Origin of the sequence: Scytonema sp. PCC 10023 (assembly GCF_963920835.1) — a bacterium.
Classification (GTDB): domain Bacteria; phylum Cyanobacteriota; class Cyanobacteriia; order Cyanobacteriales; family Nostocaceae; genus Kalymmatonema.
Genome location: NZ_CAWUDP010000004.1, coordinates 34934 through 58184, shown reverse-complemented (window position 1 = coordinate 58184; position 23251 = coordinate 34934). Strand labels below are relative to the sequence as shown.

21 protein-coding genes are annotated in these 23251 nt (G+C 45.5%); 8 read left to right on the top strand and 13 right to left on the bottom strand.

Features of this window, described 5'->3' with window-relative positions; all coding sequences use genetic code 11:
* Nucleotides 1-48 precede the first annotated feature (48 nt).
* From ACM0OZ_RS03840 to ACM0OZ_RS03790, 11 genes are all read right to left on the bottom strand, one after another.
* Nucleotides 49-1143, bottom strand: coding sequence for a cyclic nucleotide-binding domain-containing protein (locus tag ACM0OZ_RS03840; protein ID WP_414581505.1), 1095 nt, complete (start codon nt 1141-1143; stop codon nt 49-51).
* A 335-nt stretch (nt 1144-1478) separates the two neighbouring features.
* Nucleotides 1479-2687, bottom strand: a complete 1209-nt coding sequence (locus tag ACM0OZ_RS03835; RefSeq protein WP_414581504.1) for a DUF7005 family protein — start codon at nt 2685-2687, stop codon at nt 1479-1481.
* A gap of 547 nt (nt 2688-3234) precedes the next feature.
* On the bottom strand, nt 3235-4020 hold the full coding sequence (locus ACM0OZ_RS03830; RefSeq protein WP_414581503.1) for a MinD/ParA family protein: 786 nt from the start codon (nt 4018-4020) through the stop codon (nt 3235-3237).
* A gap of 175 nt (nt 4021-4195) precedes the next feature.
* Nucleotides 4196-6817, bottom strand: coding sequence for a hypothetical protein (locus tag ACM0OZ_RS03825; RefSeq protein WP_414581502.1), 2622 nt, complete (start codon nt 6815-6817; stop codon nt 4196-4198).
* 389 nt (nt 6818-7206) lie between these two features.
* Nucleotides 7207-8628: a cache domain-containing protein gene (locus ACM0OZ_RS03820; protein ID WP_414581501.1), complete on the bottom strand. Its 1422-nt coding sequence runs from the start codon at nt 8626-8628 to the stop codon at nt 7207-7209.
* Between the two features lie 44 nt (nt 8629-8672).
* Nucleotides 8673-8909 (bottom strand): hypothetical protein, encoded by a 237-nt coding sequence (locus ACM0OZ_RS03815; RefSeq protein WP_414581500.1) that lies wholly within the window; start codon nt 8907-8909, stop codon nt 8673-8675.
* Entirely contained in the window at nt 8906-10168 is a 1263-nt protein-coding gene (locus ACM0OZ_RS03810) for a nif11-class peptide radical SAM maturase 3 (RefSeq protein WP_414581499.1), read from the bottom strand. Before ACM0OZ_RS03810 ends, ACM0OZ_RS03815 begins: the two co-directional genes overlap by 4 nt.
* Before the next feature lie 23 nt (nt 10169-10191).
* Nucleotides 10192-10482, bottom strand: coding sequence for a Nif11-like leader peptide family natural product precursor (locus tag ACM0OZ_RS03805; protein WP_414581498.1), 291 nt, complete (start codon nt 10480-10482; stop codon nt 10192-10194).
* A 72-nt stretch (nt 10483-10554) separates the two neighbouring features.
* The gene (locus ACM0OZ_RS03800; RefSeq protein WP_414581497.1) at nt 10555-10836 is read right to left on the bottom strand and encodes a Nif11-like leader peptide family natural product precursor; all 282 of its coding nucleotides are present in this window, start codon (nt 10834-10836) and stop codon (nt 10555-10557) included.
* Between the two features lie 110 nt (nt 10837-10946).
* The gene (locus tag ACM0OZ_RS03795) at nt 10947-11249 is read right to left on the bottom strand and encodes a PLD nuclease N-terminal domain-containing protein (protein WP_414581496.1); all 303 of its coding nucleotides are present in this window, start codon (nt 11247-11249) and stop codon (nt 10947-10949) included.
* 140 nt (nt 11250-11389) lie between these two features.
* The gene (locus tag ACM0OZ_RS03790) at nt 11390-14647 is read right to left on the bottom strand and encodes a type 2 lanthipeptide synthetase LanM family protein (RefSeq protein ID WP_414581495.1); all 3258 of its coding nucleotides are present in this window, start codon (nt 14645-14647) and stop codon (nt 11390-11392) included.
* 386 nt (nt 14648-15033) lie between these two features.
* Here ACM0OZ_RS03790 and ACM0OZ_RS03785 point away from each other — a divergent pair, with 386 nt between their 5' ends.
* The 7 genes from ACM0OZ_RS03785 to ACM0OZ_RS03755 all read left to right on the top strand — a co-directional run bounded on the left by ACM0OZ_RS03785 (nt 15034) and on the right by ACM0OZ_RS03755 (nt 20249).
* On the top strand, nt 15034-15426 hold the full coding sequence (locus ACM0OZ_RS03785; RefSeq protein WP_414581494.1) for an NHLP leader peptide family RiPP precursor: 393 nt from the start codon (nt 15034-15036) through the stop codon (nt 15424-15426).
* Nucleotides 15427-15563: 137 nt separating this feature from the next.
* Nucleotides 15564-15809, top strand: a complete 246-nt coding sequence (locus tag ACM0OZ_RS03780; RefSeq protein ID WP_414581493.1) for a hypothetical protein — start codon at nt 15564-15566, stop codon at nt 15807-15809.
* A gap of 234 nt (nt 15810-16043) precedes the next feature.
* Nucleotides 16044-16391, top strand: a complete 348-nt coding sequence (locus tag ACM0OZ_RS03775; RefSeq protein WP_414581492.1) for an NHLP leader peptide family RiPP precursor — start codon at nt 16044-16046, stop codon at nt 16389-16391.
* A gap of 303 nt (nt 16392-16694) precedes the next feature.
* On the top strand, nt 16695-16991 hold the full coding sequence (locus ACM0OZ_RS03770; protein ID WP_414581627.1) for an NHLP leader peptide family RiPP precursor: 297 nt from the start codon (nt 16695-16697) through the stop codon (nt 16989-16991).
* 397 nt (nt 16992-17388) lie between these two features.
* Nucleotides 17389-18639 carry a S8 family peptidase gene (locus tag ACM0OZ_RS03765; RefSeq protein ID WP_414581491.1) on the top strand — a complete coding sequence of 417 codons (1251 nt, stop codon included), beginning with the start codon at nt 17389-17391 and terminating at the stop codon, nt 18637-18639.
* 331 nt (nt 18640-18970) lie between these two features.
* The gene (locus ACM0OZ_RS03760) at nt 18971-19213 is read left to right on the top strand and encodes a hypothetical protein (RefSeq protein WP_414581490.1); all 243 of its coding nucleotides are present in this window, start codon (nt 18971-18973) and stop codon (nt 19211-19213) included.
* A gap of 130 nt (nt 19214-19343) precedes the next feature.
* Nucleotides 19344-20249 (top strand): ATP-grasp domain-containing protein, encoded by a 906-nt coding sequence (locus ACM0OZ_RS03755; RefSeq protein WP_414581489.1) that lies wholly within the window; start codon nt 19344-19346, stop codon nt 20247-20249.
* A gap of 347 nt (nt 20250-20596) precedes the next feature.
* On the opposite strand, the gene ACM0OZ_RS03750 is transcribed toward ACM0OZ_RS03755, so the two are convergent.
* Nucleotides 20597-20944, bottom strand: a complete 348-nt coding sequence (locus ACM0OZ_RS03750; protein WP_414581488.1) for a hypothetical protein — start codon at nt 20942-20944, stop codon at nt 20597-20599.
* 594 nt (nt 20945-21538) lie between these two features.
* Here ACM0OZ_RS03750 and ACM0OZ_RS03745 point away from each other — a divergent pair.
* Nucleotides 21539-21802, top strand: coding sequence for a hypothetical protein (locus ACM0OZ_RS03745; RefSeq protein WP_041039605.1), 264 nt, complete (start codon nt 21539-21541; stop codon nt 21800-21802).
* A gap of 61 nt (nt 21803-21863) precedes the next feature.
* Here ACM0OZ_RS03745 and ACM0OZ_RS03740 read toward each other — a convergent pair whose 3' ends face one another.
* Nucleotides 21864-23153, bottom strand: coding sequence for an RNA-guided endonuclease InsQ/TnpB family protein (locus tag ACM0OZ_RS03740; RefSeq protein WP_414581487.1), 1290 nt, complete (start codon nt 23151-23153; stop codon nt 21864-21866).
* Nucleotides 23154-23251 lie beyond the last annotated feature (98 nt).

Genomic DNA, 23251 nt, shown 5'->3' with positions numbered 1-23251 from the left:
CACGACTTTGTAAATCTGCACATTTGGTGCTTGACAATCCAGAGAAATTCAACTGACTCTTAAGCGTCTCTGCATCCAATCAAATCTAGTTCCAGCCAGCGCCAGACTATCTAAAACACTGACATCCAGTTCATCCTCATATTCAACATTTTCATCCAATGGCTGACCTTTGCTATAAACCCGCCTACCATAACCAAGGCTGCTGAGCATTCCTTGCAATCTATGTGAAAGCAAAGTTGCAATCACTCGATAAAAGCGGGATGCAAAACCGACATCCTGCAGCAATTTTGCTGCTAATTGCTGTCGGGAAATCGACAACACAAATGAGTCTTCAAGGGTTTTGACCGTTGCAGAGGGTAAACGACCATCGATAAAAGGTGTTTCTCCCACGATTTCGCCTTTGGATAATCTCGCTATCTCGAAACCAGAAAATTCATCACCTTCTATAGCTGCAAAAGCACGAGTTAAGGGATTGCGCGAGTCACCAGAAACAGACAAAGACATTGTTCCACCAAGTAGAATATACAGCGCATCCACAACTCCTCCTTCATGGATGAGTACGGTGTTAGCAGGAAGTCTTTGCTGAGTTCCACAAGCCATGATCCAATCGATGTCACTGTCATGCAATTCGCTCAAAATAAACAGTACGTCCTTTAGGGATTGACTTTGAGCAATGTTGCTACGACCAAACCGATTGATGATGCTTTGCAGTCTGTCTGAAAATAGAATAGCGATCGCCCGATAAAAGCGTGAAGCAAAACCCACATCCTGCTGTAATTTTGCTGCCAAATGCTGCTGGGGAATTGACATCACCAGCGACTTTTCAGTAGCCTTAACCGTAGTAGCAGACGGACGGACACCCACAAACGGGATTTCTCCCACAACCTCACCACTGGATAACCTAGCAATCTCCCGTCCTGAACTTTCCCCACCCTCTATGGCTGCAAAAGCACGAGCCAGAGGATTGTTGTCAGTACCAGAGACGGTAACTGTTAAATTTCCATCCAGTAGGATGTGCAGGCTATCGGCAGCTTTTCCTGGGTGAACGAGTACACTACCAGCAGCTATTTCTCGCCGACGCCCCGTAGCAATCATCCAATCGATGTCACTGTTACTCAATTCTTGTAGTAGAACTTCTGTCATAACTCATACCTCAAACAGGATGCGTGAATTTTGAACCACAGATGGACGCGGATAATTGTCTGTTCTATCCGCGTATATCGGAAGTTTTTATTTTTGATTGCTATATACAGATAGTAGGGTAGGCATTCCTAGTCCTATCAAGGTGGATAAAAACTTCATTCAGGAAATCAATAGCTCTGTCTCCTCTTACCTCGGTGTACTCTGCGCCTCTGCGGTTAAATAAATTACTTTTAAACCGCAGAGACGCTGAGAGCGCAGAGAAAAAAGATGAGGAATTGCCGCTTGAATCAAAATTTTATGAGCCACTTTGACAGGGCTAGGTAGGCAATGCCTACCTACGCCTCCTTAATAAGGGGGGTTGGAGGGAGCGGATTTGTTTCAAAGAACATAGCTGTCTGCACTTGATTTATGGTCTTTTGGATACGTGAGTTCGCCTCAAGAGAAGCCAATTCTTCCAATGTCAAATAGGTCAGTGCCATCAACATAAAGGTTTGACCATTAACGGTTTTTAACTTATCTGCATACTCAGCATCAAAGCGCTGCAAATTTTCGGCGGCAGCTTTCACTAACGCCTGTAGAATCTTAAAAGCCCCATCGGAAAGTGGGGGCTGACCGAGGTAGTTTTCCAGCCTACCTCCTTTGCGGTAATTTGGAAACGATTCCAACCCCACAAAGCGCAAAAACCAATCTGCTCGATAGTGTCCTGTAGCCGCTACAATACCCCTGTAGTCGGCAATAAGTTCGTCGAGCATGTTGTTTCGCATTGAGTTAAACAAGCGACGTGTGAAGTAGTGGGTACATTCATGTTCCAGCCGAATTATCAGGGATAAGCGTCGCCATTCGGGTTCCTCTAGTCCCACGTCCTTGGCGGAAACGTTGCTATAGGGACCGTCACTTAAAATAATGAACCGATCCTGATAGAGTTCTTTTTGCGGTATAATCCGCTTAAACTCTGCTGCCCAACTACTTTCGGAACAATTGCCAGGATTTTGAGCTTCCCATTGTTGCCGATAAGAGCGAATCCTGTCCCAGTTGTTGTACCCGGTGACTATACAGGCTCCCATAGAAGCGGGAACTGGTAGTGGTTCATTGCGCATAGTCAGCGCTTGTATCAGAGAAACAAAGTCCTCTCGATTTGGGGCAACCAAAACCGGGATGGCTCCTGCTAGGCTTTGATGTATGATCAGCTGGAATTTCTCAGGTTGCTTCAAAACCAAACCAGTCGCCTCTGGTATGCCATCCACTGGAACACCCTTACGGGTAGCAGCGCGATATCCCTCAGTTTGGCTGATACCTTCGAGTATGGGAAACCGGAACTGCACAAGCCGTTGCTTGAGTGCTTCAAATGCTCCGTCAATTGCTGCAACAGCGTACTCCTCCCAGGCTACCACATGGGCTTCAGGTGCAAGTGGAAATTTGACGGGATGGGTGAACGTGTTGCGATGAAAGACGTTTTGATTGTAAGCCAGTAGTTCCTCTACCTCTTTTGCGCTGGCTGCGAAACTGGCAAGGACATCAGCGCGAAATGATTCTTGAGCAAGCATAGGTGGTAAGGGGACAAGGGGACAAGGGGATTATAAAGTTCTCACTTCTGACTCCTCACTAGTACGTTACGGCGGAAATAAAGCTACCCTTCGGGTTCACCAGTCGCCTACGGAGGGAAACCCTCCTGCAGCGCTGGTTCACCATTCCAAATCAACGAAAAGCTTACATCATAAGCTTTTTGACTTTTGACTTTTGACTTTTGACTTCCGCGCAGCGGTGCTAGGGATTTCCAACAAATTAATTATCCAATCTTGTGGGATGGGCATCCTTGCCCACCCAGTTTCTAGGACAGGCACCAATCCATTGGTGTCAACTTAAGGTTCAACCCTTTATCCCACGTTGGTTTTACCCCACCCCTTAATCCCCTCCCCTTGCCAAGGGGAGGGGCGGTTTTGGCGCAAGACAAAACCGGGGTGGGGTGAAGCGAGAATTGTGAGCAAGTATAAGGGCATGATGTAAGGTAATGACAAGGTTCTTGCCTTAGACACGTATGGCACCAATCCCATCCCACAAGAAAAGTTGGGTATTTTTTAATTTGGAACTCCCCTACTGACATACGACTAATCCACAAATCTCGTCAACAATCCCTTTCACAGTCTGACTTATGGGATGCTGGGAGTAGCGTAGACAGAAGATACCTTTGCTGGCTAGTTGCACCATCTCTTCAGACAAAGGTAAAATACCAGCTACAGGGACGTTGTAGGTTGTCTCCACTTGTTGCCGTAAGTCTGCAAAATCGAAGGCTGATAGCACCTTATTAACCACTAGCAGCATTTTGGGCACCTTCAGCTTTCGAGCCACATCCACTGTCACCGCAGTACCTTGGAAGTCTTGGTGATCTGGACGCAGAATGACGATTAAAACATGAGATATCCCGATGGAAAGTAAAGTTTCTTCATTAAGACCAGGGTGAGTATCAATTAACAGATAGTCTAAGTTCAGACAGCGGATGAGTTCTTGAAAGCCATCGTTGAGCCGGACTACGTCATACCCCTCACGCAGAACCCTGGCGATTTCACTAGCCTTAATACTTGAGGGAATCAGGTAAAGACTACCCTTTACCATACTTGTCTCCCCCTGTGCCATGAGAATAGGACTCACGTCGTAGGCAGTGTCTTTAATATCACAGCGTCCCCACAGGTAATCATTGAGGGAGTAGTTCATGTTTTCCTCATTGAGACCGAAAAGAACGTGAACTCCTGGGGACTGAATGTCAGTATCAACAATACCTACCCGTTGTCCCTGACGCACCATAGTAGCAGCAACGTTAGCAATCAAGTTTGATTTGCCAGTACCACCACGGAAAGAGTGAACAGCTACAATTTGTGCCATAATTTACCTCTAGTTATTTGTTAGTTGTTAGTTGTTAATTGTTGGGTGTTACTCGTTTCCAAGTCTAAGATTACCTATTAAATAACCGCCAAGACGCCAAGAACGCCAAGAAAGAACAAGATAGGTAATCTTACACGCAGTCAGGGGAGTAGTTGTTAGTTGTCCAAAAGTACCGCTAACCACTAGCGACTAACTCCTCATCTCCGGGAAATGTCAATTTTAACCAGCACGCGTCGCTAAACAGAGGTAGCAAAACTCGTCCGCTGGATAGTTTCAAGTCAAACTGCATATTCTTGTTTCCACTCTCAACTTCTACAAATGCAGGTAGACTCTTCGAGTCTCCGCTGAAATTGCTACTGTGTGCCCACACTCTCAGTTCTTCTTCCCGTTTGGTTGGTAAGCGGAAGATGGCATAACGCAGCATCTTTAGAGATGGAATTTCGACACTAGCAGCTTGGTGGTGTTGCTCACCTTCAGCATATCCCAGCCGTACCTCTGCCATTTTTGGTTGTCCGCCAGCAGTGATTGTGAAGACGGATCGCCCTCCCAAGTGTTGCTCCTCTCGCAACTCTACGACCACGCGGGAAGCAAAGGCTCCATAGCGCTTCATGACAAGGGTTGCTCCTAAAGATAGCAAGGCGATACACAATGCGCTGATACGTGCCACAGGATTTGACCAGATGAACAAACCGTGGACGAATAAAATGGCTAAAAAGAGGCTGTAGATACCAACGCTGAAAAACGGATGGTTAAGGATTTCCAGGACGACTCCCGGTACCAACTCGCCCTTGCGTCGGCTGGAAAGCAACAGTAAAACCGGGAAAATACCACCAACCAAGGAGTTACCCAGGACACCAGCAAAGGCAAGTATACCAGTAAACGATTGTACACCAGTAAGAAAAAGCCACTCAGTCAGCAGGAAGACTAGCACTAACGGGCTGATGGATAGGAGGAAGCGACGTTGATTGAGCAGAGTTGCCCAGAACCGTCGTGCCATTGTTGGCATATTGACATTATCAACAGTAGCATTGGTGACATCTGCCTTCAACCTTCCTTCGTAGGCTATGAGCATTGGTGAAGTGACTTGTAGACACACACTATCTTGGTTTGCCGAACGTACCTCTAAAGTTAGGTGAATGTCCCACTTGCGGAGGTCTGGAAACTGCTCTAGTACCTCTTTTATCTCCCAATGCTGAGTCACTGTTATCTCTGCATGACGGATTTTGCCGTTCGATTGGACATCTAGGCGAAACCTTGGCGCTTGTTCTTCCAGTCCGAGGTAGGTTAAACCAATATGGGGAACACGACTGCGATCGCCACAGGGGTGCAATATCAATGTTCCCTGCTTGCGAGGCAACATCAAGACGGGTTGAGGTCGCACAGGGAACCACTCCCGCGCTAGGTTGAGCAAGAGGCTCGAACTACGCAGCCAAGCCATTCCCAAGAGGAGGGTGACTAAAACTGCCCCCAAGACTGAGACGATGGAACCGACTTGAAGCGCCAGTGGCTCCAAGGCAGTGCCTGATTGTCCAGCTAGCAGCTGCGGCGAAATAGCTCCGTTGACTGCCAACACCCAGATGCAAAAAAGAACAGTTAAAAAAGCAGTTCCCGCTACGCTACCCCAAATCAGTGATGAGGCGCTCGGGTCGCGAGGAAGTATGACCTTAGCACATTCTCCCACATAAACATGCCCGAAGTAAAGCATGAGGCTAACACCAAGTACCTGCTGTAGCATCCAGGGTTGGAAAGGATGACCATTGAGGAAAGGCAAGTTTACATAAAAAAGATTGTCCAGTTGCACATGACCCAAGGCAAGAATTGAGAGGATCAGGAGCAAACTCACGTTGATTGCTGCAAGCAATACCATCACGGCAACGGTAAAATTCAGGGATTGACGCGACAGCAAGTACAACCCAGCGAAGAAAAGCAACACCGCCCATAGTGCTGGGCTTATGTGGGTGAAGTTTGCCAGAGTCGTTGACAAACCGATGTAACAAGCTAAGGCTATGAGAAAAACACGGATGCCAACGGCTATCGAAAGTATAAAAGAACCAGTATTTCCTAAATAATTGGATACTAATTGTTTGATAAAAGGATTACCGTAACGAAAGTCACCGCTGCGACCAACAGCCTCAGCCATACAAGCCATAGTCAGTATGTTGATAGTGCCAATGATGACCAAAAAACCAACAGTAGGCAGCGGACCAATATTAGCTACAGCAATGGGCAAGGCTAAGAAGGCTTGGGGCAAACCCAAAGCAACTGTTATCAAGGAGGCGAGCCAGAAGGGTGGCAAGGACTCTAGCCGTTGGGCGATCGCAGATAAATTCCAGCGCAACTGTTCGGTTAACGGCAGCGTGGATGCAAACATTTTTACTAATTGTCTTTTGTACAGGCGGGAGTAAACCACCTGTACCGCTTTCTCATCCAAACCCAAAGCTGCCCGGATATTAGGCACTGCTTGATATGTGAAAGTGTACTTCTCGCCCAAAGCGTGGGCAACAGCGGCTTTCAATCTGGTATTTTCCGGCACTAAGGGTGTCCATTGAAGGGCATAGCGTTCCAGGTGCTGGATGGTGGGGTGGAGTGGAGGCGCATTTCCTAAGGCAAAGGCTTCCAAGAAAGCAAGGTCGCGCTCGGATGCAGCTTGATCCGTGAGGCAAAATTCCACGCGCGATCGCGCCACTATCTGCGCTGTCCGGCTCTCAATCAAAAATAGTAAAGTATTTGCTCGTCTGGCTGGAAAACCTGCCAGCACCTCCTCACGCGAGATGAGTTCGTCGTCGTCAAATGTCATATTTATCACCTCCTGATTGTGAAATTAAAGTTTTTAGGACTTACGCGGCGGCTACCTGGTTAGCGCTTGCCACTTCTTTGTTTAGTCTTGTTGTGTGCTAGATAACAAATCCAGCAAAGTTCCATAATAAATAAGGATCAGAACTACTATGGCTCTTGCTGCCATCTCCAGATTAGACATTTGTTTAGTAACAACAGCCTTAGCTTGTGTCAGTCTTGGGGTAGTTAAAATCATAATTATTCTGTTTGTGAGTATTTGATAGAGACAGCGCCGTTAAGTAAATTTCCTCTTCATTACTGTTAGGCTTTGATGATTGCTGTAGACTGTAGAATTTGCCAAGAAATTTTCTCATACACATTTTTGTTAATTTGTCTAGTGAATTTCTGGTTTTATGGAGCAATCTTTCGTGACCGCTCCTTGATGGATTGCACCTTGCTATGCAATCGCTGGAAGTACTCCGTCTCAGTCTCGCCTGAGCTTACCGTTTGCTGTTTAAGTTTTTGTATCTTTTTTTGTAACTGTTTAAAGTGTTCATTTTCCGTAATTTCCGCCACTTGGGTGACTCTTTTAGTTTCGTCAATCTCGATTCGCAGAGCAGTTACCTGCTGTTTCAGGTTCTGCTCTCTAGTCTTAACCTCACGAGCCATGTGTAGAAAGACACGCACCAACCGCCCCATGTCGTCATAAGTGTGAGACACTTCAGTTAACGGCTGAGAATTGAAATCCCCCCGCTCCAGTGCTTGGGCTGCGGCGGTGAGGGCGCGAATTGGTCGGGAAATGCTCCGGGCTAAGAGCAGTGCTATGATTGCCGTGATTCCCCCCACTAACAACACGCTACTGCCGTTTAGCCAGATCAGGCGATTCAAGGGAACGTCAAACTGTGTTTTGGGTTGGCTAACCCCCAACACCCAAGGTTGCTCTTTCAAGGGTGCAAAGCCAACTATCCGGGGTATCTGCTCCATCCCAAAGCGATAGCTGGTGTGTCCCGGCTCTTCTGCTGTGACCATCACCTTCAACTCCCGAATGTTCAAGCTCTTAATCTCATCAACACCGTAACGTCTGTCGGTCAGCACATGCTTTAGGGTTTTTAGCGGCAAGGGGTAGAGACTATGGTAGAGGAGGGATTGATCCGGATGGCTAATGATTACCCCATGTTGGTCAACGAGGAAGGCGTAGCTCTCTTCTCCTACTGGCAATGCATTAACGATCGCCCAGATATCTTCTCCCCTGATCTTGAGTACCGTCACTCCCACAATCTCGCCATTGTCAGAACGCACGGAGTTGGAGAGGAAAAGCCCTGGTCGTTTAGTAGTTTGACCCACCAAAATGCTAGAAATGTAAGAATTTCCCTGGATGCTGGAGCGGAAATATTCGCGGAAGGCGTAGTTTTGACCAACGAATTTTGGATCGGTAGAAGCGAGACATTCACCCTGTCTGTTTATGAGAAAGACAGCATCAAAGTCTGGGTTAGAGCGGAAGACGTTCAAGAGCGTCTGTTGTAGGTGGGGGCGCAAGGCATCTCGCTTTGCAGGTGTGGTAGAAGTTAGGAAACTTACGACATTGCGATCGCTGCTCACTTGAACCAAAACGCGCTGGATGTCGATAATGAGCTGGTCAAGCCGACTAGCGGTACTGGTGGCTGACAACTCCAATTTGCGGTATTCGCTCGCCTCCACACTTTCTAAGCTGTGTCGCAGATTGTAGCAGGCGGTGAAGCTCATCGGTACGATTGCAGCACAGAGCAATGCTGCCGAAATTTTGGCGGCGATCGACCAGGCTGGGGGGTAAAGTAACCGATGTAAGCGCTTCATTTGGGTGTAAAATTTTTTTAACAGAATTGGATTAATAAGCTGGTTCAACCCCAGAGGGTGGCAGTAATTTCTGCCATATCCAGGGCTTGTTTCGCCTTAATCAGAACCCTCAAAAAAGCTTGTTGATTCTGCCAAGCAGAGCGAGGTAAAAGGGGAGACGGAAAACCCAATTGACCTTCAGAGACACTTTTCGACCACTCTTGATGCTCGGTGTTCTCAGAATCGACTGAGTTGTTCTCTGGAACTGAGAATTCACCAGTTGTTTCATTCACAGTATTCATCTCGCTAGGGAGTAAGTGTATTCAGGTTCTTCTTGCCAACTGTTTGACCACTGAATGCGGTCAGCAGTAAAATGAAGTGGATCGTCGAGAGCCCAAGGAGCGTCAAGTGGCTCCTCAATCAAGGCAAACTCACCGTTATCAAAGGGAAGCCCTTGCGCCCGTACTTTAGGGTAGACACGCTCTCGTATCCCGCGCTTCGCCTGCTGTAATGCTCGGTGGTGGCAGTAAGGATTGTTACCTCTGCGATTGAAGAATACGTGAGCCGTCCAAGTGCAGCCCCCACGGCACAACTCAGCAAACTTGCAAGTCTTGCAGAATCCCCACAAATGTTCCGTCCCTTGGGGAGTATCGGCACCGAGGTTAAACCGCAGCTCTTCTGTTTGTTCAATAATTTCGCGCAGAGAGCGGTCTCTGATGTTACCACCAGTGTATGCTGCCGTGGGTAATGAAGGACAGCCTTTAATTGCACCGTCTGCTTCAAGACCGAGTGTAGACAGTCCGGCACCGCAACCTTGCCAAAATCCCCATTCATTGCCTCCCCCACGCAGCAGCCGTTCATAAGGACCGTAGTAACCGATGTTATTACCAGCACGTACCTTGACTCCTTCACGGTTGGCTCGCTGGGTAACACGAGCCAGCATGGGGTAGATATCTAATAGTTCGGACGGCTGGAGCAGGATGTCTGCGTTGTCTGCTGCGTTTCCCATCGGAACAGTCAGTTGGATTTGCCATGCACAGGCACCTGCATCACGGATATGCTCGTAGATGAGCGGAAATTCTGGAGCAGACAGTCGGTTGATCTGGGTGTTGCAGCCGAACGGAATGCCAACCTCCTTGAGGTAGCCCATAGTTCTCAATCCGGACTTCCAAGAGCCTTTTCGACCACGAAGGTGGTCATGAGTCGCCTCCATTCCATCCGTTGAGACGGAAACCATAGCAATTCCGGCTTCCTTCATCCGGCGTGCCATGTCCAGTGATATGCCATAGCCCCCGGTAGTCATGCCGCAGAGCATACCTGCTTGGGTGATGGCACGAGCAATTTCCAGCCAATCGGGACGCAAAAATGCTTCTCCCCCAATGAGAGTCACTTCCTTGATGCCAACTTCGGCTAACTGTCGGACAAGGTCAAGCGCTTCTTCTGTTGAGAGTTCTTTAGTACGAGCTTGCCCTGCCCTTGAACCGCAGTGGCTGCAAGCGAGGTTGCACTTGAGCGTAATTTCCCAAACAGCATAACTGATTCGTTGGTACTCTTTAGACATTGTTTCACCCTGCTCAAAAGGTTTTAAAGTCTTGGTGTGCCGTACACAGGAGTTGGCCATTTCGGTGGCCAGCCTGGTAGTGGCCGAATAGACCCACCGCTAACTGCTGTTAGTTCTGCGTCGCTGAGTTCTTCATTAGAGGACTGTGAGATTTGAGTCATGGCGGCTTCCCATTCTTGGGGGGTAAAGTTATAGCCAGCAGCTAGTACAATTTCTCGGCGTTCATCATCACTGGCAGCACTTTGGTATTGAGTTTTGAATGCTTCATCGGTAACAATCCTGTCGTAAAAGGCTCTTGCGCTTTCAATAGACATACATTCCTCCTGTGAGATTTAAGTGGTGTAAGTTGAAACCTGATGTACAACCGTTATTAGACCAGAGGCAAGTTATACTTTTGGCCAAGTAAGGTTGGGCGGTAGACCGTACACAGGAAAAAATATCCTTCCACCAGCGATCGCCTCTAGTTGAGCATCGTTGAGTTCTGTGTTAGCTTCAGCAGAGTCTAAAACAGGTGCGGTAGCAGTTTCCCATTCTTCTGGGGTGAAATCGTATCCTGCCGCTTGTATGATTGCTGTGCGTTCTTCACTGGCAGTATTCTGGAGTTGAGTTCGGAATGCTTGATCTGTAGTTACTCTTTGATAAAAGGCGTTTGCGCTTTCAATGGACATATACCTTACCTCCTGTTGATATATAGCAGCTTATGTGAAGCTACCTGTGACTACAATGCACAATATTTAGGACAGACTCGCTATTTCTTCGCCACTGATTCCGTCAGCAATCATCTCCCTATCTCTTTTATTCGTTTTGGTCGTCTTACAATGTAGTAAATTAAAGCACCAAAACCGTTAGTGAAGAGAATGGTGATAATCCAAGCAATTTTGTGGCTTCCCATATTGGGTTCTTTGGTAACACAGTCGATGAACACCCAAATCCAAAATAGTGTAGCCAACAACAGAAATATTAACAATGTAGATAAGCTTGCAGACATTCCTAAATGGTTGCTGAGAATCAAGCTGATTAAAACAAAAAACACAATTCCCAAAATGCCGTAACCAAGCATATTTATCTGTCGTCTATTCATCGGTTTTCGTCCTCTTTATTTTCATCGAATTGATGTTTAAGATTGCAGGGATTTTAGCTTGAGTTTTGGCAGACCGTAGTGCTTAGACGTTTGAAAAGTTTTCACAAATAGCTTGTTCATTCGAGCCTACCAATTAGACATTAAGGCTCCCACAGCAACACAGAAGGAAGCGATTCTGGATACGCTAGCCTCAGTAGTTCATAACCGATTCCTGCTGTGCCTTGAAAGAAACCAGGGTTGTAAACATCTCCGGGAAGTTCGGGAAACAAATAAAAAGCACCGACTTGCTTTGCTCTTGCTACAACCCATGCCGCTTGTTTTTGGACAGTATTCCAAAGTTCCGAACTCAACAGCTTAGACGCTCCTACCAATAGCACCTCCATTCTGCCAAAGTTACCGCAACAGAGGTGATCCAAATTCTGCAAACCAAACTGCTGAGTGGTGTTTAATGCCACTGCAATTTCTTGCCGGATTTCTGGAGTATCAAGAATGGATAGACCACCTAAACGACCTAAACCGATGCCAGGAGCACCATGACACCAACTGGTCATAAACGAAGGCTTATCCTGCCTCACGTCTTGCCAATTTCCGATGCTGGGAGAAAATACACTGCGTTCGTAGGCGATCGCTTCCTCTGCTGCCTCCAGAAAAACTGTTTCTTGGGTGATTTTGTACAATCGTAGTAAAGCGTAAGCAATACCCGCTGCACCGTGAGAAAATCCTGTCGCTAACTTGCCTTGTAGGGTTGCCCAAGCTCTAAATCCGGAATCGCTCTTAGTGCGATTAGTTAGTAGGTAATAACCACAGGCGGTAGCTTGCTCCAGAATGGCTGGATTTGCAGTCGCTTGGTGCAAACTTAGTAATCCTAGGATTGCTCCTGCTGCCCCAGCTATTATGTCAAATTGGCGATCGCTGGCAATACTTTCTGGAGTGATGAGAGAGGCGGCAAGACGTGCAGTATTTAGAAGTTCCGGTTCATCCAGAAATTGGCTGACTCGTACCAAGGTGTAAACAATAGATCCTAATCCACTCGCTCCACCGATACTCATTTGCTTGGTCATTCTAGATTGAGCGAGCGCGTCTGTGTCTTGCAAGGTTTTTTTGAGGTCTTGCAAAGCACTGAATGCTAAATCTCGAAATTCCAAGTCCCCAGTAATTTTTGCCAATGCCGCTAAAAATAAAGCGACTCCGCAAACACCGTCGTACAAGCCATACTCTAATGGCTGGAGTTGCATCCGCTCTGCCTCGGCGAGGTATCCTATACCAATCCAGGTCGCACTACCGTTGGCAGAATGAATTGCTCGTTTTTGCAGTTCTTTGGCAATCTCGACTGCTTCGTATACCAAGTGTGTTTGACTTAAGGAAGCCGTTGTCTTCAGATCCAGACTAGTACTAGCGCACTCAGCAGATGCGGCACTGGTCATTCCATGAGCAACTCGCGAGTAGAAAGAACCGCGAATCATAGCAATCTGTTGAGCTAGATCTGCATCATTTAGCTGCCGTATACGAGAAATCACTTGGTCATAACTAGGTTCTTTAAAATATCCCTCAATTATTAGGTCAGGATTGATTGTCAAAGCATTACTGCTTGAGTCAGCCACGAAGTAAGGAATATCCATTTGTTCCAAGGCTTGTAACTCTGCTGACAGAAGTGACCAGATGAGAGGTTTTGTATCAGCCTTCAAAAATGCCCGACTTAAAACGTCTAGTTGACTACTGCGGTCTACACCATACCGCAGGAATTTTGGGTTCAAGGCTTTATCCAAAACATCAGCGTAGACTTGGCTAGGGCGAAACAAAAACCGTACTCTTTGATGAGCTAGGACTGCTAAAGGACTATTCGTTCCCAGAAGTGCTTCTCGTCGTTCTGAGAAGAACTGATACATCTGCCGAAAACCATCTACGATTTCATTAACGTAATCGTTTGGTGATAAGGTAATGCCATAGAGGAAAGGTGTATTGGCTTGAGATGGCATCATGCCAAACTCATACTCCAGTGCCATAGCGTCAGTGTTGATATTCTGCCAATTTTGGCTTTTAACAGGGATTTCCTGCTCGCCAACTCCCCCCAAACCACTAATGTCTTCAGCCTTTCCTCCTAGCCCAAATTCCCATCTGGGTAGTAGTCCAGTTCGCAGTACGGAGTCCAAAAATTGTTGATTCGCCTGGTATCGCGCTCCTCCCACTTCTTCTATTTTGGGGTCAATATCTTGAGCAACTGGCTGTAGAAGAGTTTCCAAGTCTACCAGCACTGGATGTTCGCCACTGGCAATCAGATTTTCGTAATGGCAATCACTCCCTTGCAGCACGTAGAGTAGACACAGAAGCATCCCGGCACGTTGGTAGTATCGCTGTGCTGCTGCTGCGTCTTCGCAGGGCAAATGCTCTACATACTCCATCCAGCCATGAGTTTTGCAGTCAATAACTTTGAGTAGTTTGAACGGTAGCAGAACGCACTGCTGATTACACCAAGCTAGTAATTGAAAATACGTGGCTTCTAAGCCTAAGCCTCTGGGCTTGTATATTAGTTTCAACCCAGAAGCAAAGGTGAGAGCCATCACGGAGCGTGATCCATTGTGAGGATCGGAGAGATTCACTTGGATTTCAACAACCTGACCTGTATCTTTTTGGAAGATTTGCTGGATGGTTGGTAAGTCTGATGTTAATCGCTGGAGAAATTCCGTTTTTTCTTCCACCCAGAAATCCATTGCTGTTGCTACTAGCCGAGCTAAAACGCTGTATTTCTGGAAAAAGGACAGTAACTTGCTTGTTTTCAGGTCCTTGACAAAGGTTTGGTACTGCTCATTAAAATCACTGCTTTGTTGTCGTCCCCATAAGAAAGTGAAAGTGGATTGTTTCAACGCTTTAAATAGGGAAAACTCAAATTGTAGAGTTTGAGCGCCAAGAGATGCTAACTGACATATCAGTTGGCGCTCCAGACTTATTTGAACAGTTTCGGACAGCCGTTGCCAGCTAGTACCGACTTGAGCAATAAGTTTCTGCCGCGCCACCTGAACAAAAGGTAGATAAACTTCTTCAAAGGGAATTGGCTTTCCGAGATTCAGACAGCGAGACGCACTTGCATTAGTTGTTTTCCAGTCTGCTTGCAGGGCTTCCCTCAAAGTTTCTGCCCAGCTGGGGAGTTGTTGTGCATTAGCAAGACGAACATCACCGAAAACACTAGCGATGCTGCTAGAATCCAGACCATCCCAGGTGAGACGTTTGGCAAATTTTTCTGGGTTTCCTTGTGCGACAACCTGACACCAAGCTTCTAAACCAGAGGCAATGAGCTTTTCGTTCGTTTGAGAATCATCGGGGATGAAGTGCTTGCTCAATCTTTCAGTGAACGTACTAGCTTGCTCGACTATTTTGAGTAAATCTTGCTGTGAAACTTTCATTTATTTGCATCCTGTTTTATTTGAACACAGAATGTTTGTCCTACTGATACTTGAAGTTGTATTTTAGAGGATGCAAAGCCTGAACCACACTCCACAATATTTCGGTAAGACTAACAATTTTTCAGCTTCTGCTTTGTACCTAATGGGAAAAGATCAACCTTGAGCGAATCACTGGTCTTTATTACCTCACTTTTTCCTTAACCCAAGTTGCGGGTTATTAATTACAGATTTACTACTATGAGCTTCAAGTGATAAATCACCATTATGGCACTACTTATTTTTCAGATTTTATACATGAAAAAACTACATTGACGCTTTAGTTCATGAATCGATATTCTGGTTAGTGTCAATCAAAGGTTGACAGAAGTAAATAAGGAGAAAAGAAAATGCACGAAGAACTTAAACAAGTTATTACTCAGGCAATGAACACCCGGTTCGAGTTCGAGCAGAAGCTTATTCATCGGGCTTGGGAAGATGAAGCCTTCAAGCAAGAATTGATTAGTAATCCCAAAGCAGTTTATGCGAAGGAGTCAGGAGAAGAAGTTCCAAAAGAGCTTGAAATTGAAGTCCTTCAAGAAACTGCTAAAAAGGTTTACTTGGTACTCCCAGCCAACCCTGCTCCAGCTATTACAGATGAGGAAGAATTATCTGAGAAAGCTCTGGATGCAGTGGCAGGTGGTGTGTCTATCGATATTTGTATTCCGCCTTCACTAAGAGTCAGAACAGGTGAGAAATGCATATTGTGGTCAAAGGCTCACAACGCTGGAAAGTTAGCGTAAGCATCACTTGAGTACACCGTTAATTAGCAGTAAATTCAAAACACTCTCACCCAGTGAGCTTTGATAGGGAACCCTTCTTTGTTCACTGGGTTTACTTTCGCAAGGATTCATACTAATCTTCAAGATTCTTAAACACCATGAGAGGTTTGAGATTCCTACAAACAATAGTTACGTCAGCACTGATCGTAACGACTGCCGGATTCGGAAGCTTTGTTGCTAAGGTTCAGGCAGCAGTTTTGTACACCCTACCGATTGAACCAGCAGCAAAAGCTACGGGAGTTGATGTTTTACGTGACCTCTATGGTCTAGATGGCACCGGAATCACAATCGGTTTTCTATCTAATAGCTTCTCTACGTACCTAGTGGGAAAGCATCAACCTTGAGCGAACCACTGGTCTTTGTTACCTCACTTTTTCCTTATTAAATCCTGTTGCTGATGATTTTATTTTTTATTTGACTAACTGCTTCATGAGCTTAAAGTGATAAATCATCATGATGGCACTACTTATTTTTCAGATTTTATACCTGAAAAAAGTACATTGATCCTTTAGTTCATGAATCGATATTCTGGTAAGTGTCAATCAAAGGTTGACAGAAGTAAATAAGGAGAAAAGAAAATGCACGAAGAACTGAAAAAAGTCATCTCTCAGGCAATGAACACCCGGTTCGAGTTCGAGCAGAAGCTCATTCAGCGGGCTTGGGAAGATGAAGCCTTCAAGCAAGAATTGCTGAGCAATCCCAAAGCAGTTTATGCGAGAGAGTCAGGAGAAGAAACTCCAACAAACCTTGAAATTGAAGTTATCCAAGAAACTGCAAATAAGGTTTACTTGGTGCTTCCAAATAACCCGGCTCCATCTGGATCTGAGGAAGAATTATCTGAGGAAGCTTTGGAGACAGTGGCAGGTGGTGTGTTTGGCAAATGTCTACTTTTCTCTAGGACTCGCAACGCCAACGACTTAGCATAAGTTTAGCACACTAGTAACTACTTGGAATTCCAAACTGCGATAACCTAGTGAGCCTTGACAGATAATTCTGCTGGACTCACTAGATTCTCTGGGAGAATTAACATTTCAATGTCTCAGTTCGTTACTCCTAATTTTTTTGAATGTCTCCATAAAGAATTCAACTGACGGTCAAATCGGCGGTTTGGTTTTCCTATCAATATTCTGAGTTATTAACAGAAGCAACGAGAAAAGAAAATGCACGAAGAACTGAAAAAAGTTATCACTCAGGCAATGAATACCCGGTTCGAGTTCTAGCAAAAGCTTATTCAGCGGGCTTGGGAAGATGAGAGCTTCAAGCAAGAATTGCTGAGTAATCCTAAAGCAGTTTATGCGAGAGAATCAGGAGAAGAAACTCCAAAAAATCTTGAAATTGAAGTGATCCAAGAAACTGCAAATAAGGTCTACTTGGTGCTTCCAAATAACCCGGCTCCATCTGGTTATGAGGAAGAATTATCTGAAGAAGCTTTAGAGACAGTGGCAGGTGGTGCTTGTCGTTTTCTTACTAGACCTATCGAATGTATATTACTCACCAGAATAAGGAATGCCAACGACTTAGCGTAAGCGTAAGCTCAGTACACCAGTAACTACATCAAGATCCAAACTGTTCTAACCCAGTGAGTCCTGAAAAAAAATTCTTCTTGGTTCACTGGGTTTACTTTCGTAAGGATTCATACGGATTTGTGTTCTAATGTAGTGCAAGCGAAAGGCTCGTACTACATTGCGTCTTTGACTGCAACCTCGCATTAAGTGGCAAGTTGTGGCAAGAGGGATGGTTGGGATTTCCTATTTTCCGATTTTGCCCTTTTTAAAGTGGCGCTGTAAATGTATTCTGTAAATTACATAACTTCTAAACCTGAGCTTCTATAATTTACAGAGGTTCGCACTGTTCAGTTATTCAATAAAATTAGACCTAACCTCAATGCCGCGAGCATTCTACGCTTTAAGGTTCTTAAACACCATGAGAGATTTGAGACTACTCCGAAGAATCGTTACGTCAGGGGTGATTGCGACGACTGCCGCATTTGTTAGCTCTGTTGCCGAGGTTCAGGCGGCTACTTTCACCCTGCCGATTGAACCAGCAGCCAAAGCTACAGGAGTTGATGTTTTGCGCGATCGCTATGGTTTAGATGGCACCGGGATCACCATCGGTTTCATATCTGATAGCTTCGCCACAGCAGAGACTTTCGACACCTCTGGCAACCTGGATACCTATGCAACTAACATAGCCAAGGGCTATCTACCATCTGGCGTTAACGTGCTAAAGGACTATTCAGAACCTGGTGCCTCGGATGAAGGTCGTGCCATAGCGCAGCTTATCCATGCTGTAGCTCCAGGGGCGAACTTAGTGTTCCATACAGGTGTGGGCGGTGTGGATGTCTTAGGTCAAGGTATTCAGGCTCTAGCGGCTGCCGGGGCAGATATCATCGTGGATGATGTTGGATATAATCCCCAAGATATCCCTGATGTACCTTTAAACCTTATAGATTTTGAGCCACCAAACGGATCTATCAACCAAGCGATTAGTGCGGTATTCAATCAAGGGATTTCTTACTTCACTGCTGCTGGTAATAGTCCTCTCGATCCCCCAATACCAATATACGGGCACGCAAATAACCCAAATGCGCTGACCGTTGGAGCGGTGTACTACGGTAACGCAGAATCCTATTCAAACCGACCCTTCAGTGTTGTTGTAGAGCAGGGGCAACTACAACCTTTTTCTGCAGAAGGCAATTCAGGTACCATGAAGCCTGATGTTGTGGCTCCAGACGCGCTGCCGATTTCCTTCGGCTTGGGCGGTGAAGACGCTCGTCGTGTTGCCAACCCCGGCTTCTTTGACTTCTTCGGTACCTCGGCATCAACTCCGTACACGGCTGCGGTAGCAGCGTTATTACTGCAAGCAGACCCAAGCGCAACACCCACTGATATCTATAATGCTCTAAGAGATACGGCTGACAGTCCTTTACCAGGTTTTGACTCCCGACTTGGCTTTGGTTTGATTCGGGGAGACAAAGCCCTCATGGCACTGAACGCGCGATCCAAACTGAAAACAGTTCCCGAACCTTCCGCAGCCCCTGCCTTGCTGTGTGTCAGCGTTCTGATTGCTAGTCTGCTTGTAAAACGCACTCAGCAGAAGTCTGAGGCTATAGCTAAGCCCAGCGAGAGCCTCACCCTAGTTCACTCAGGACTTACTCAATTGCTTGACGCTTAAAAGCGCGGCTACTCGAGAAGAAATGCTGTCTACTCTTCCTTAAAGCCGCCTGAAAAGCGTCTATGCAGTTTTAAAAGCCCAGATAAGCTCTTGTCTAACCACGAGTTGACTTATTGGGCTTCCGTTGTCAGTTTTATACAGCGATCGCACTGAACTAAAGCGATGAAAATATGCGATCTGCTGAAAGCAGCAGCGCTTCGCTATCGCACTCCTGCTTTACCTAACTGCAAAAAGCTAAAAAAACATGAATTGTCAGCAAAAAAAAGGTGATTGGAACCACATTTTACTAGCAGTAACATTCAAGAGAAAACTTTCCCACTAGGAGGAAAACATGACACAACATCCATTTGAACGCGAATTTTCCGAACAAGAAGCAGCTAAATTAAATGCTGAACAAGAGCAAACAGAGGCTGAACAAGAACTCACGGATGAGGATATGGAGCAAGTAGCAGGTGGTTCCATACCTATTACTACTAAGGGAATAGGCGAAGAGGGTGGTCGTCCTACTTTGGGCGTAGGTGAACAGGGAGGTGGAATTTCAAAGATTTGGGTTGAAGCGGGCAAGGATTCCTAAACTTTAGTGATAAAGGCGGGTGGAACAAGCTTTGTGTGTAAACTGCTCCATTCACACCCGCCCTTGTGGAATATCCCTCTGTGTAACCAAGGTTTGAAACGTCGTGTCATCCAATCCATTCTTTCGGTGAATGAATATTTTAATTCTAGGTGATGCCAAAGATGCTCATGCTGCTCACTTACATTTTGCACTGACAAAAGCTGGTGCCACCGTTGAGTATCTAAATACTCGTCTATTTCCAACTCAACTGCAACTGTCTTGGCATCCACACACTCAAAAAGGTTGTTTGCAGTTACCTTCAGGACAGCGATTAGACCTCGAAGACATCAAAAGTGTCTATTGGCGGAGTTTTAATGGTGTGAGCATTCCCGAGTTTGGAGACTCTTTTCAACAGGATATCGCCTTCCACGATGCCAACAGCACGGTGCGATCGCTCTTCCAAGCTTGTCCAGCCCACTGGGTGAATTCTTGGCAAGCCTACGAGTTTCACAAAGACAAACCCCTGCAACTGAGCCTTGCACAGCAGCTTGGCGTTACCATTCCCGCTACTGTCATCAGCAACAACCCCCAAGTCATAACTGAATTTACCAAATCTTATGAAAAAGTAATATTCAAACCAGTCTACGGCGGTAGCCATGCTCGGCTAGTCACCGAGTACCATCTTGAGTATGAGCGCATGAGGAATGCGTTGCGCTTCTCGCCCGTGACGCTTCAAGAGTATATTCCCGGTACGAACATTCGTAGCTACGTCATTGGTGAGTCAGTTTACTCTGCGGAAATTCGCACAGCAGCTGTTGACTTTCGGGACGACTCCCAAGCGCAACTGATTCCCGTAGAGTTACCAGCAGAAATTAAACAGCAATGTCTGGCGATCGCCAAAGCATTCATGTTGCAGTGGACAGCAATTGATTGGCGTCATCAACCTACCGGAGAATATGTATTTTTAGAAGCTAATCCCAGTCCCATGTTTCTCTACTTTGAGCAACAAACGGGTTTTCCGATTACTGAGGCACTAATTCAGCTTTTGATAAGCTAATATAGCGATTCTTACTTGCATAAAATACACGCACATGGTATAAGCTGTTCTTTGCCCATTGGTGTCTAAGGCAAGAACCTTGTAAATACGTCATATCATGCCCTTATACTTGCCCACAATTTTCGCTTCACCCCACCCCCATTTTGTCTGACGCCAAAACTTCCCCTCCCCGAGCTCGCGGGGAGGGGATTAAGGGGTGGGGTAAAACCAACGTGGGATAAAGGTTTGAACGTGATTGTTGATACGTATGGGCGAAGAACAGCCCTCTCTACTTCTAGAAAACACCCAAAAAATAACCCCCAGATAGCTGGGGGCGAAAACTACTGAGTATGGTAGAGCAATAACGACTACTGTACTGAAATGGAGCGGCTCATAAGGGTCATCACCTCACCTGGGTTGGCTGTTGGTACTAAAGGACTCCAAGCTCTAACATCTGCGTAACCAAGGACTTGCAAGGTATGAATAGTGGCTCTTACTGCTTTAGGAGAACCAACTAGCAGATGTTTAATGGGTTCTCTATCTGGGGTTTTGTCTTCCGTAATCTTACTAAAAACGGGTGTATCTGGATTGTCTTTTCCGGATAGAAAGTCTTGGATCGTAGATTGACTATCCGGTACTCCGGCTGTTGCTTGTTGTCCAACCGAGGCTAATTCGGATTGTGGGATTTGTTGTTCGTTAAGCTTGGTGTATGTCATTGCTAGAATTTTCTTATGTTTTAACTTTGAATGCCCTGCCAGTGAGTACTGGTGGGGTTTTTTTTCGTTCGGCTTTGGGTGTTCCCTACTGCCTTATAAATAGTATAAACACTATGATGTACATTGTAAACACTTTTGTTATGACAAAATATCATTTTAAACAGGGTTATATTGTTAGTACAGTTGTCAGTACTGAAACAGATTGATAGCTTGAGGGTAGTCAACAAATCTGACTTTTCACGTCATGTGGAAAAAGACCTGTGACCTAACCCCCCAGCCCCCTTCCCTAGTAGGGAAGGGGAAGAAAGGTTAAAAGCCTCTCTCCGTAATAAAAGCTGCTCCTCTTCCCTCCCCTTCTAGGGGAGGGTTAGGGAGAGGTGGAGAGAGGAATGGAAACGAGGTTTTTCAGATACCGTAGACCTCTTGCATTCATTAAAAAGAAGCACCCTCCAAGAGTCCCCCCGCAAGCGGGGGGAAGCAATAAAAATCCTGTTCCCTCCCCGTAAACGGGGAGGGTTAGGGTGGGGTTCTAGGGACGAATGCAAGAGGTTTCGTCAAAAGTCAAGTCAACAAATAGATTCGTAAAAATAAGATATGAACGCAGATAACCGGATCATGGTGCGAATTAGCACGGCAAAGAAGGAAGCTTTCATGAACAAGGTAAAACAGGAGGGGAAAAACGCTTCTGAGGTACTTCTGGAATTGATTGATAGTTATTTGGGAGTATCAGGTAGATATGATGAGTTGGAGGAGCGATTACAAACGCTAAGAGAAGAACTCACAGAGGAACTCAGGGAGGAATTCAAAGGCGAAATTGCACTACTGAAGGAAAAACTCCTGGGGGAATCAGCCGCCTGAGGGAAGAAAACGAATCTGTGACATACTCCTACACTGTACACGAAGTGTCAGTGTAGGCTTCCTAGGAGATGGTAGTACTCTTTCTATTAGAGAAACTCTCGACACTACCATCTTTTCGGCGTTTTATAGTTGGGAAGATGCCCAGCCCAACTCTCTTGATGTTTTTCGCTGCGTTCATATCTCTATCTTCTGTGTATCCGCAACTGCATTGGTGCAATCGAACTTCCAAATCTTTCGGCACATATGCATCACAACAAGAGCAAATTTGACTAGTGTCTTTCGGATTGACTTTGACAACTGACACACCAGCATTTACGGCTTTGTATGTCAAAATGTCAACGAATTGACCCCAGCCATTATCTAAGATTGATTTTGTCAAACCAGACTTCGCTGATTGACCATTGGGCAAGTATTTACCGTTTTCATCAAGCTTCGCTTTATTCCGTTTAGTTAATCCTTTGGTGTTCAAATCTTCTACAAAGATGTGCTTTGCACCTTTGGATACCAAACGATTAGCGGATTCATTATGAAACTGTTTTCTTTGGCGTGCAATTTTTTGATGTACTCTGGCTTCTCGTTTTGCTAGTTTTCTTCTAGGGCGGGAACCTTTACGACGTTTGTCTTTGCGTCGTTGTACTAATCGTAGTTCATTCTGAGATTTACGAAAATGCTTCTTAGGATGTTCAATATCCCCATCTGAACTAGCCCACATCACCAATACACCCATATCGACACCAACGGAATTATCCATACTTGGTGCTTCATCAGGTGTTAGTGAATCCGGAACAGATTTATCTTCTAGAGATAAAGTTGCATAAACACCATCGGCTTTTTTAGAAATAGTAATGGTTTTAATCGCAAAACCATTAGGAATAGGACGGTGAAAAATGATTTTCACCCAACCTATTTTTGACAAATAAAGTTTATTGCCTTTTAAGTAGTGGTTCTTAGCATCATCAAATGTAAAAGAGCGGTAACGACCTTTACCCTTGAATCTCGGCTTCCCGCTACGTTTGCCATTACAATCACCTTTGATATAACGAGAAAATGCCAAATCTACACGCTTAACCATATCTTGTAAAACATGGCTATAGATTTCGCTATACCAAGGACGTTCTTCTTTTAATTGAACAAGTTTTCTTTTCTGACTGTAGTAATCAGGATTATCCTTCAAATCTGGAAGATGACAAATAAGTGGACAAGCATTTATAGAGCAACGATTTTGCTCGTACCAATCAAACCTTTGTTGCAATAAATAATTGTACTGAAGACGTAGCATCTCCAACCATTTATTAATGGTTAGTTTTTGTTTTGTTGTTGGCAAGAATCGATATTGATAAGCTAGTCGCACTTCATCATCACCTCCTTATGTTATATTCAAAATATCCTTAAATAACAACAAAATAACGACAATAAAGAAAAAATATTTTAACTTGCGGCTATCCGAAC

Excerpts from the sequence above, each read along its gene's own strand:
- ACM0OZ_RS03745 (WP_041039605.1), top strand. The coding sequence starts at position 21,539 with ATGAACGCAGATAACCGGATCATGGTGCGAATTAGCACGGCAAAGAAG.
- ACM0OZ_RS03805 (WP_414581498.1), bottom strand. The coding sequence starts at position 10,482 with ATGTCTATTGAAAGCGCAAGAGCCTTTTACGACAGGATTGTTACCGAT.
- ACM0OZ_RS03820 (WP_414581501.1), bottom strand. The coding sequence starts at position 8,628 with ATGAAGCGCTTACATCGGTTACTTTACCCCCCAGCCTGGTCGATCGCC.
- ACM0OZ_RS03800 (WP_414581497.1), bottom strand. The coding sequence starts at position 10,836 with ATGTCCATTGAAAGCGCAAACGCCTTTTATCAAAGAGTAACTACAGAT.
- ACM0OZ_RS03755 (WP_414581489.1), top strand. The coding sequence starts at position 19,344 with ATGAATATTTTAATTCTAGGTGATGCCAAAGATGCTCATGCTGCTCAC.
- ACM0OZ_RS03760 (WP_414581490.1), top strand. The coding sequence starts at position 18,971 with ATGACACAACATCCATTTGAACGCGAATTTTCCGAACAAGAAGCAGCT.
- ACM0OZ_RS03840 (WP_414581505.1), bottom strand. The coding sequence starts at position 1,143 with ATGACAGAAGTTCTACTACAAGAATTGAGTAACAGTGACATCGATTGG.
- ACM0OZ_RS03780 (WP_414581493.1), top strand. The coding sequence starts at position 15,564 with ATGAGAGGTTTGAGATTCCTACAAACAATAGTTACGTCAGCACTGATC.
- ACM0OZ_RS03825 (WP_414581502.1), bottom strand. The coding sequence starts at position 6,817 with ATGACATTTGACGACGACGAACTCATCTCGCGTGAGGAGGTGCTGGCA.
- ACM0OZ_RS03810 (WP_414581499.1), bottom strand. The coding sequence starts at position 10,168 with ATGTCTAAAGAGTACCAACGAATCAGTTATGCTGTTTGGGAAATTACG.
- ACM0OZ_RS03830 (WP_414581503.1), bottom strand. The coding sequence starts at position 4,020 with ATGGCACAAATTGTAGCTGTTCACTCTTTCCGTGGTGGTACTGGCAAA.
- ACM0OZ_RS03765 (WP_414581491.1), top strand. The coding sequence starts at position 17,389 with ATGAGAGATTTGAGACTACTCCGAAGAATCGTTACGTCAGGGGTGATT.
- ACM0OZ_RS03835 (WP_414581504.1), bottom strand. The coding sequence starts at position 2,687 with ATGCTTGCTCAAGAATCATTTCGCGCTGATGTCCTTGCCAGTTTCGCA.
- ACM0OZ_RS03785 (WP_414581494.1), top strand. The coding sequence starts at position 15,034 with ATGCACGAAGAACTTAAACAAGTTATTACTCAGGCAATGAACACCCGG.
- ACM0OZ_RS03795 (WP_414581496.1), bottom strand. The coding sequence starts at position 11,249 with ATGAATAGACGACAGATAAATATGCTTGGTTACGGCATTTTGGGAATT.
- ACM0OZ_RS03790 (WP_414581495.1), bottom strand. The coding sequence starts at position 14,647 with ATGAAAGTTTCACAGCAAGATTTACTCAAAATAGTCGAGCAAGCTAGT.
- ACM0OZ_RS03815 (WP_414581500.1), bottom strand. The coding sequence starts at position 8,909 with ATGAATACTGTGAATGAAACAACTGGTGAATTCTCAGTTCCAGAGAAC.
- ACM0OZ_RS03775 (WP_414581492.1), top strand. The coding sequence starts at position 16,044 with ATGCACGAAGAACTGAAAAAAGTCATCTCTCAGGCAATGAACACCCGG.
- ACM0OZ_RS03750 (WP_414581488.1), bottom strand. The coding sequence starts at position 20,944 with ATGACATACACCAAGCTTAACGAACAACAAATCCCACAATCCGAATTA.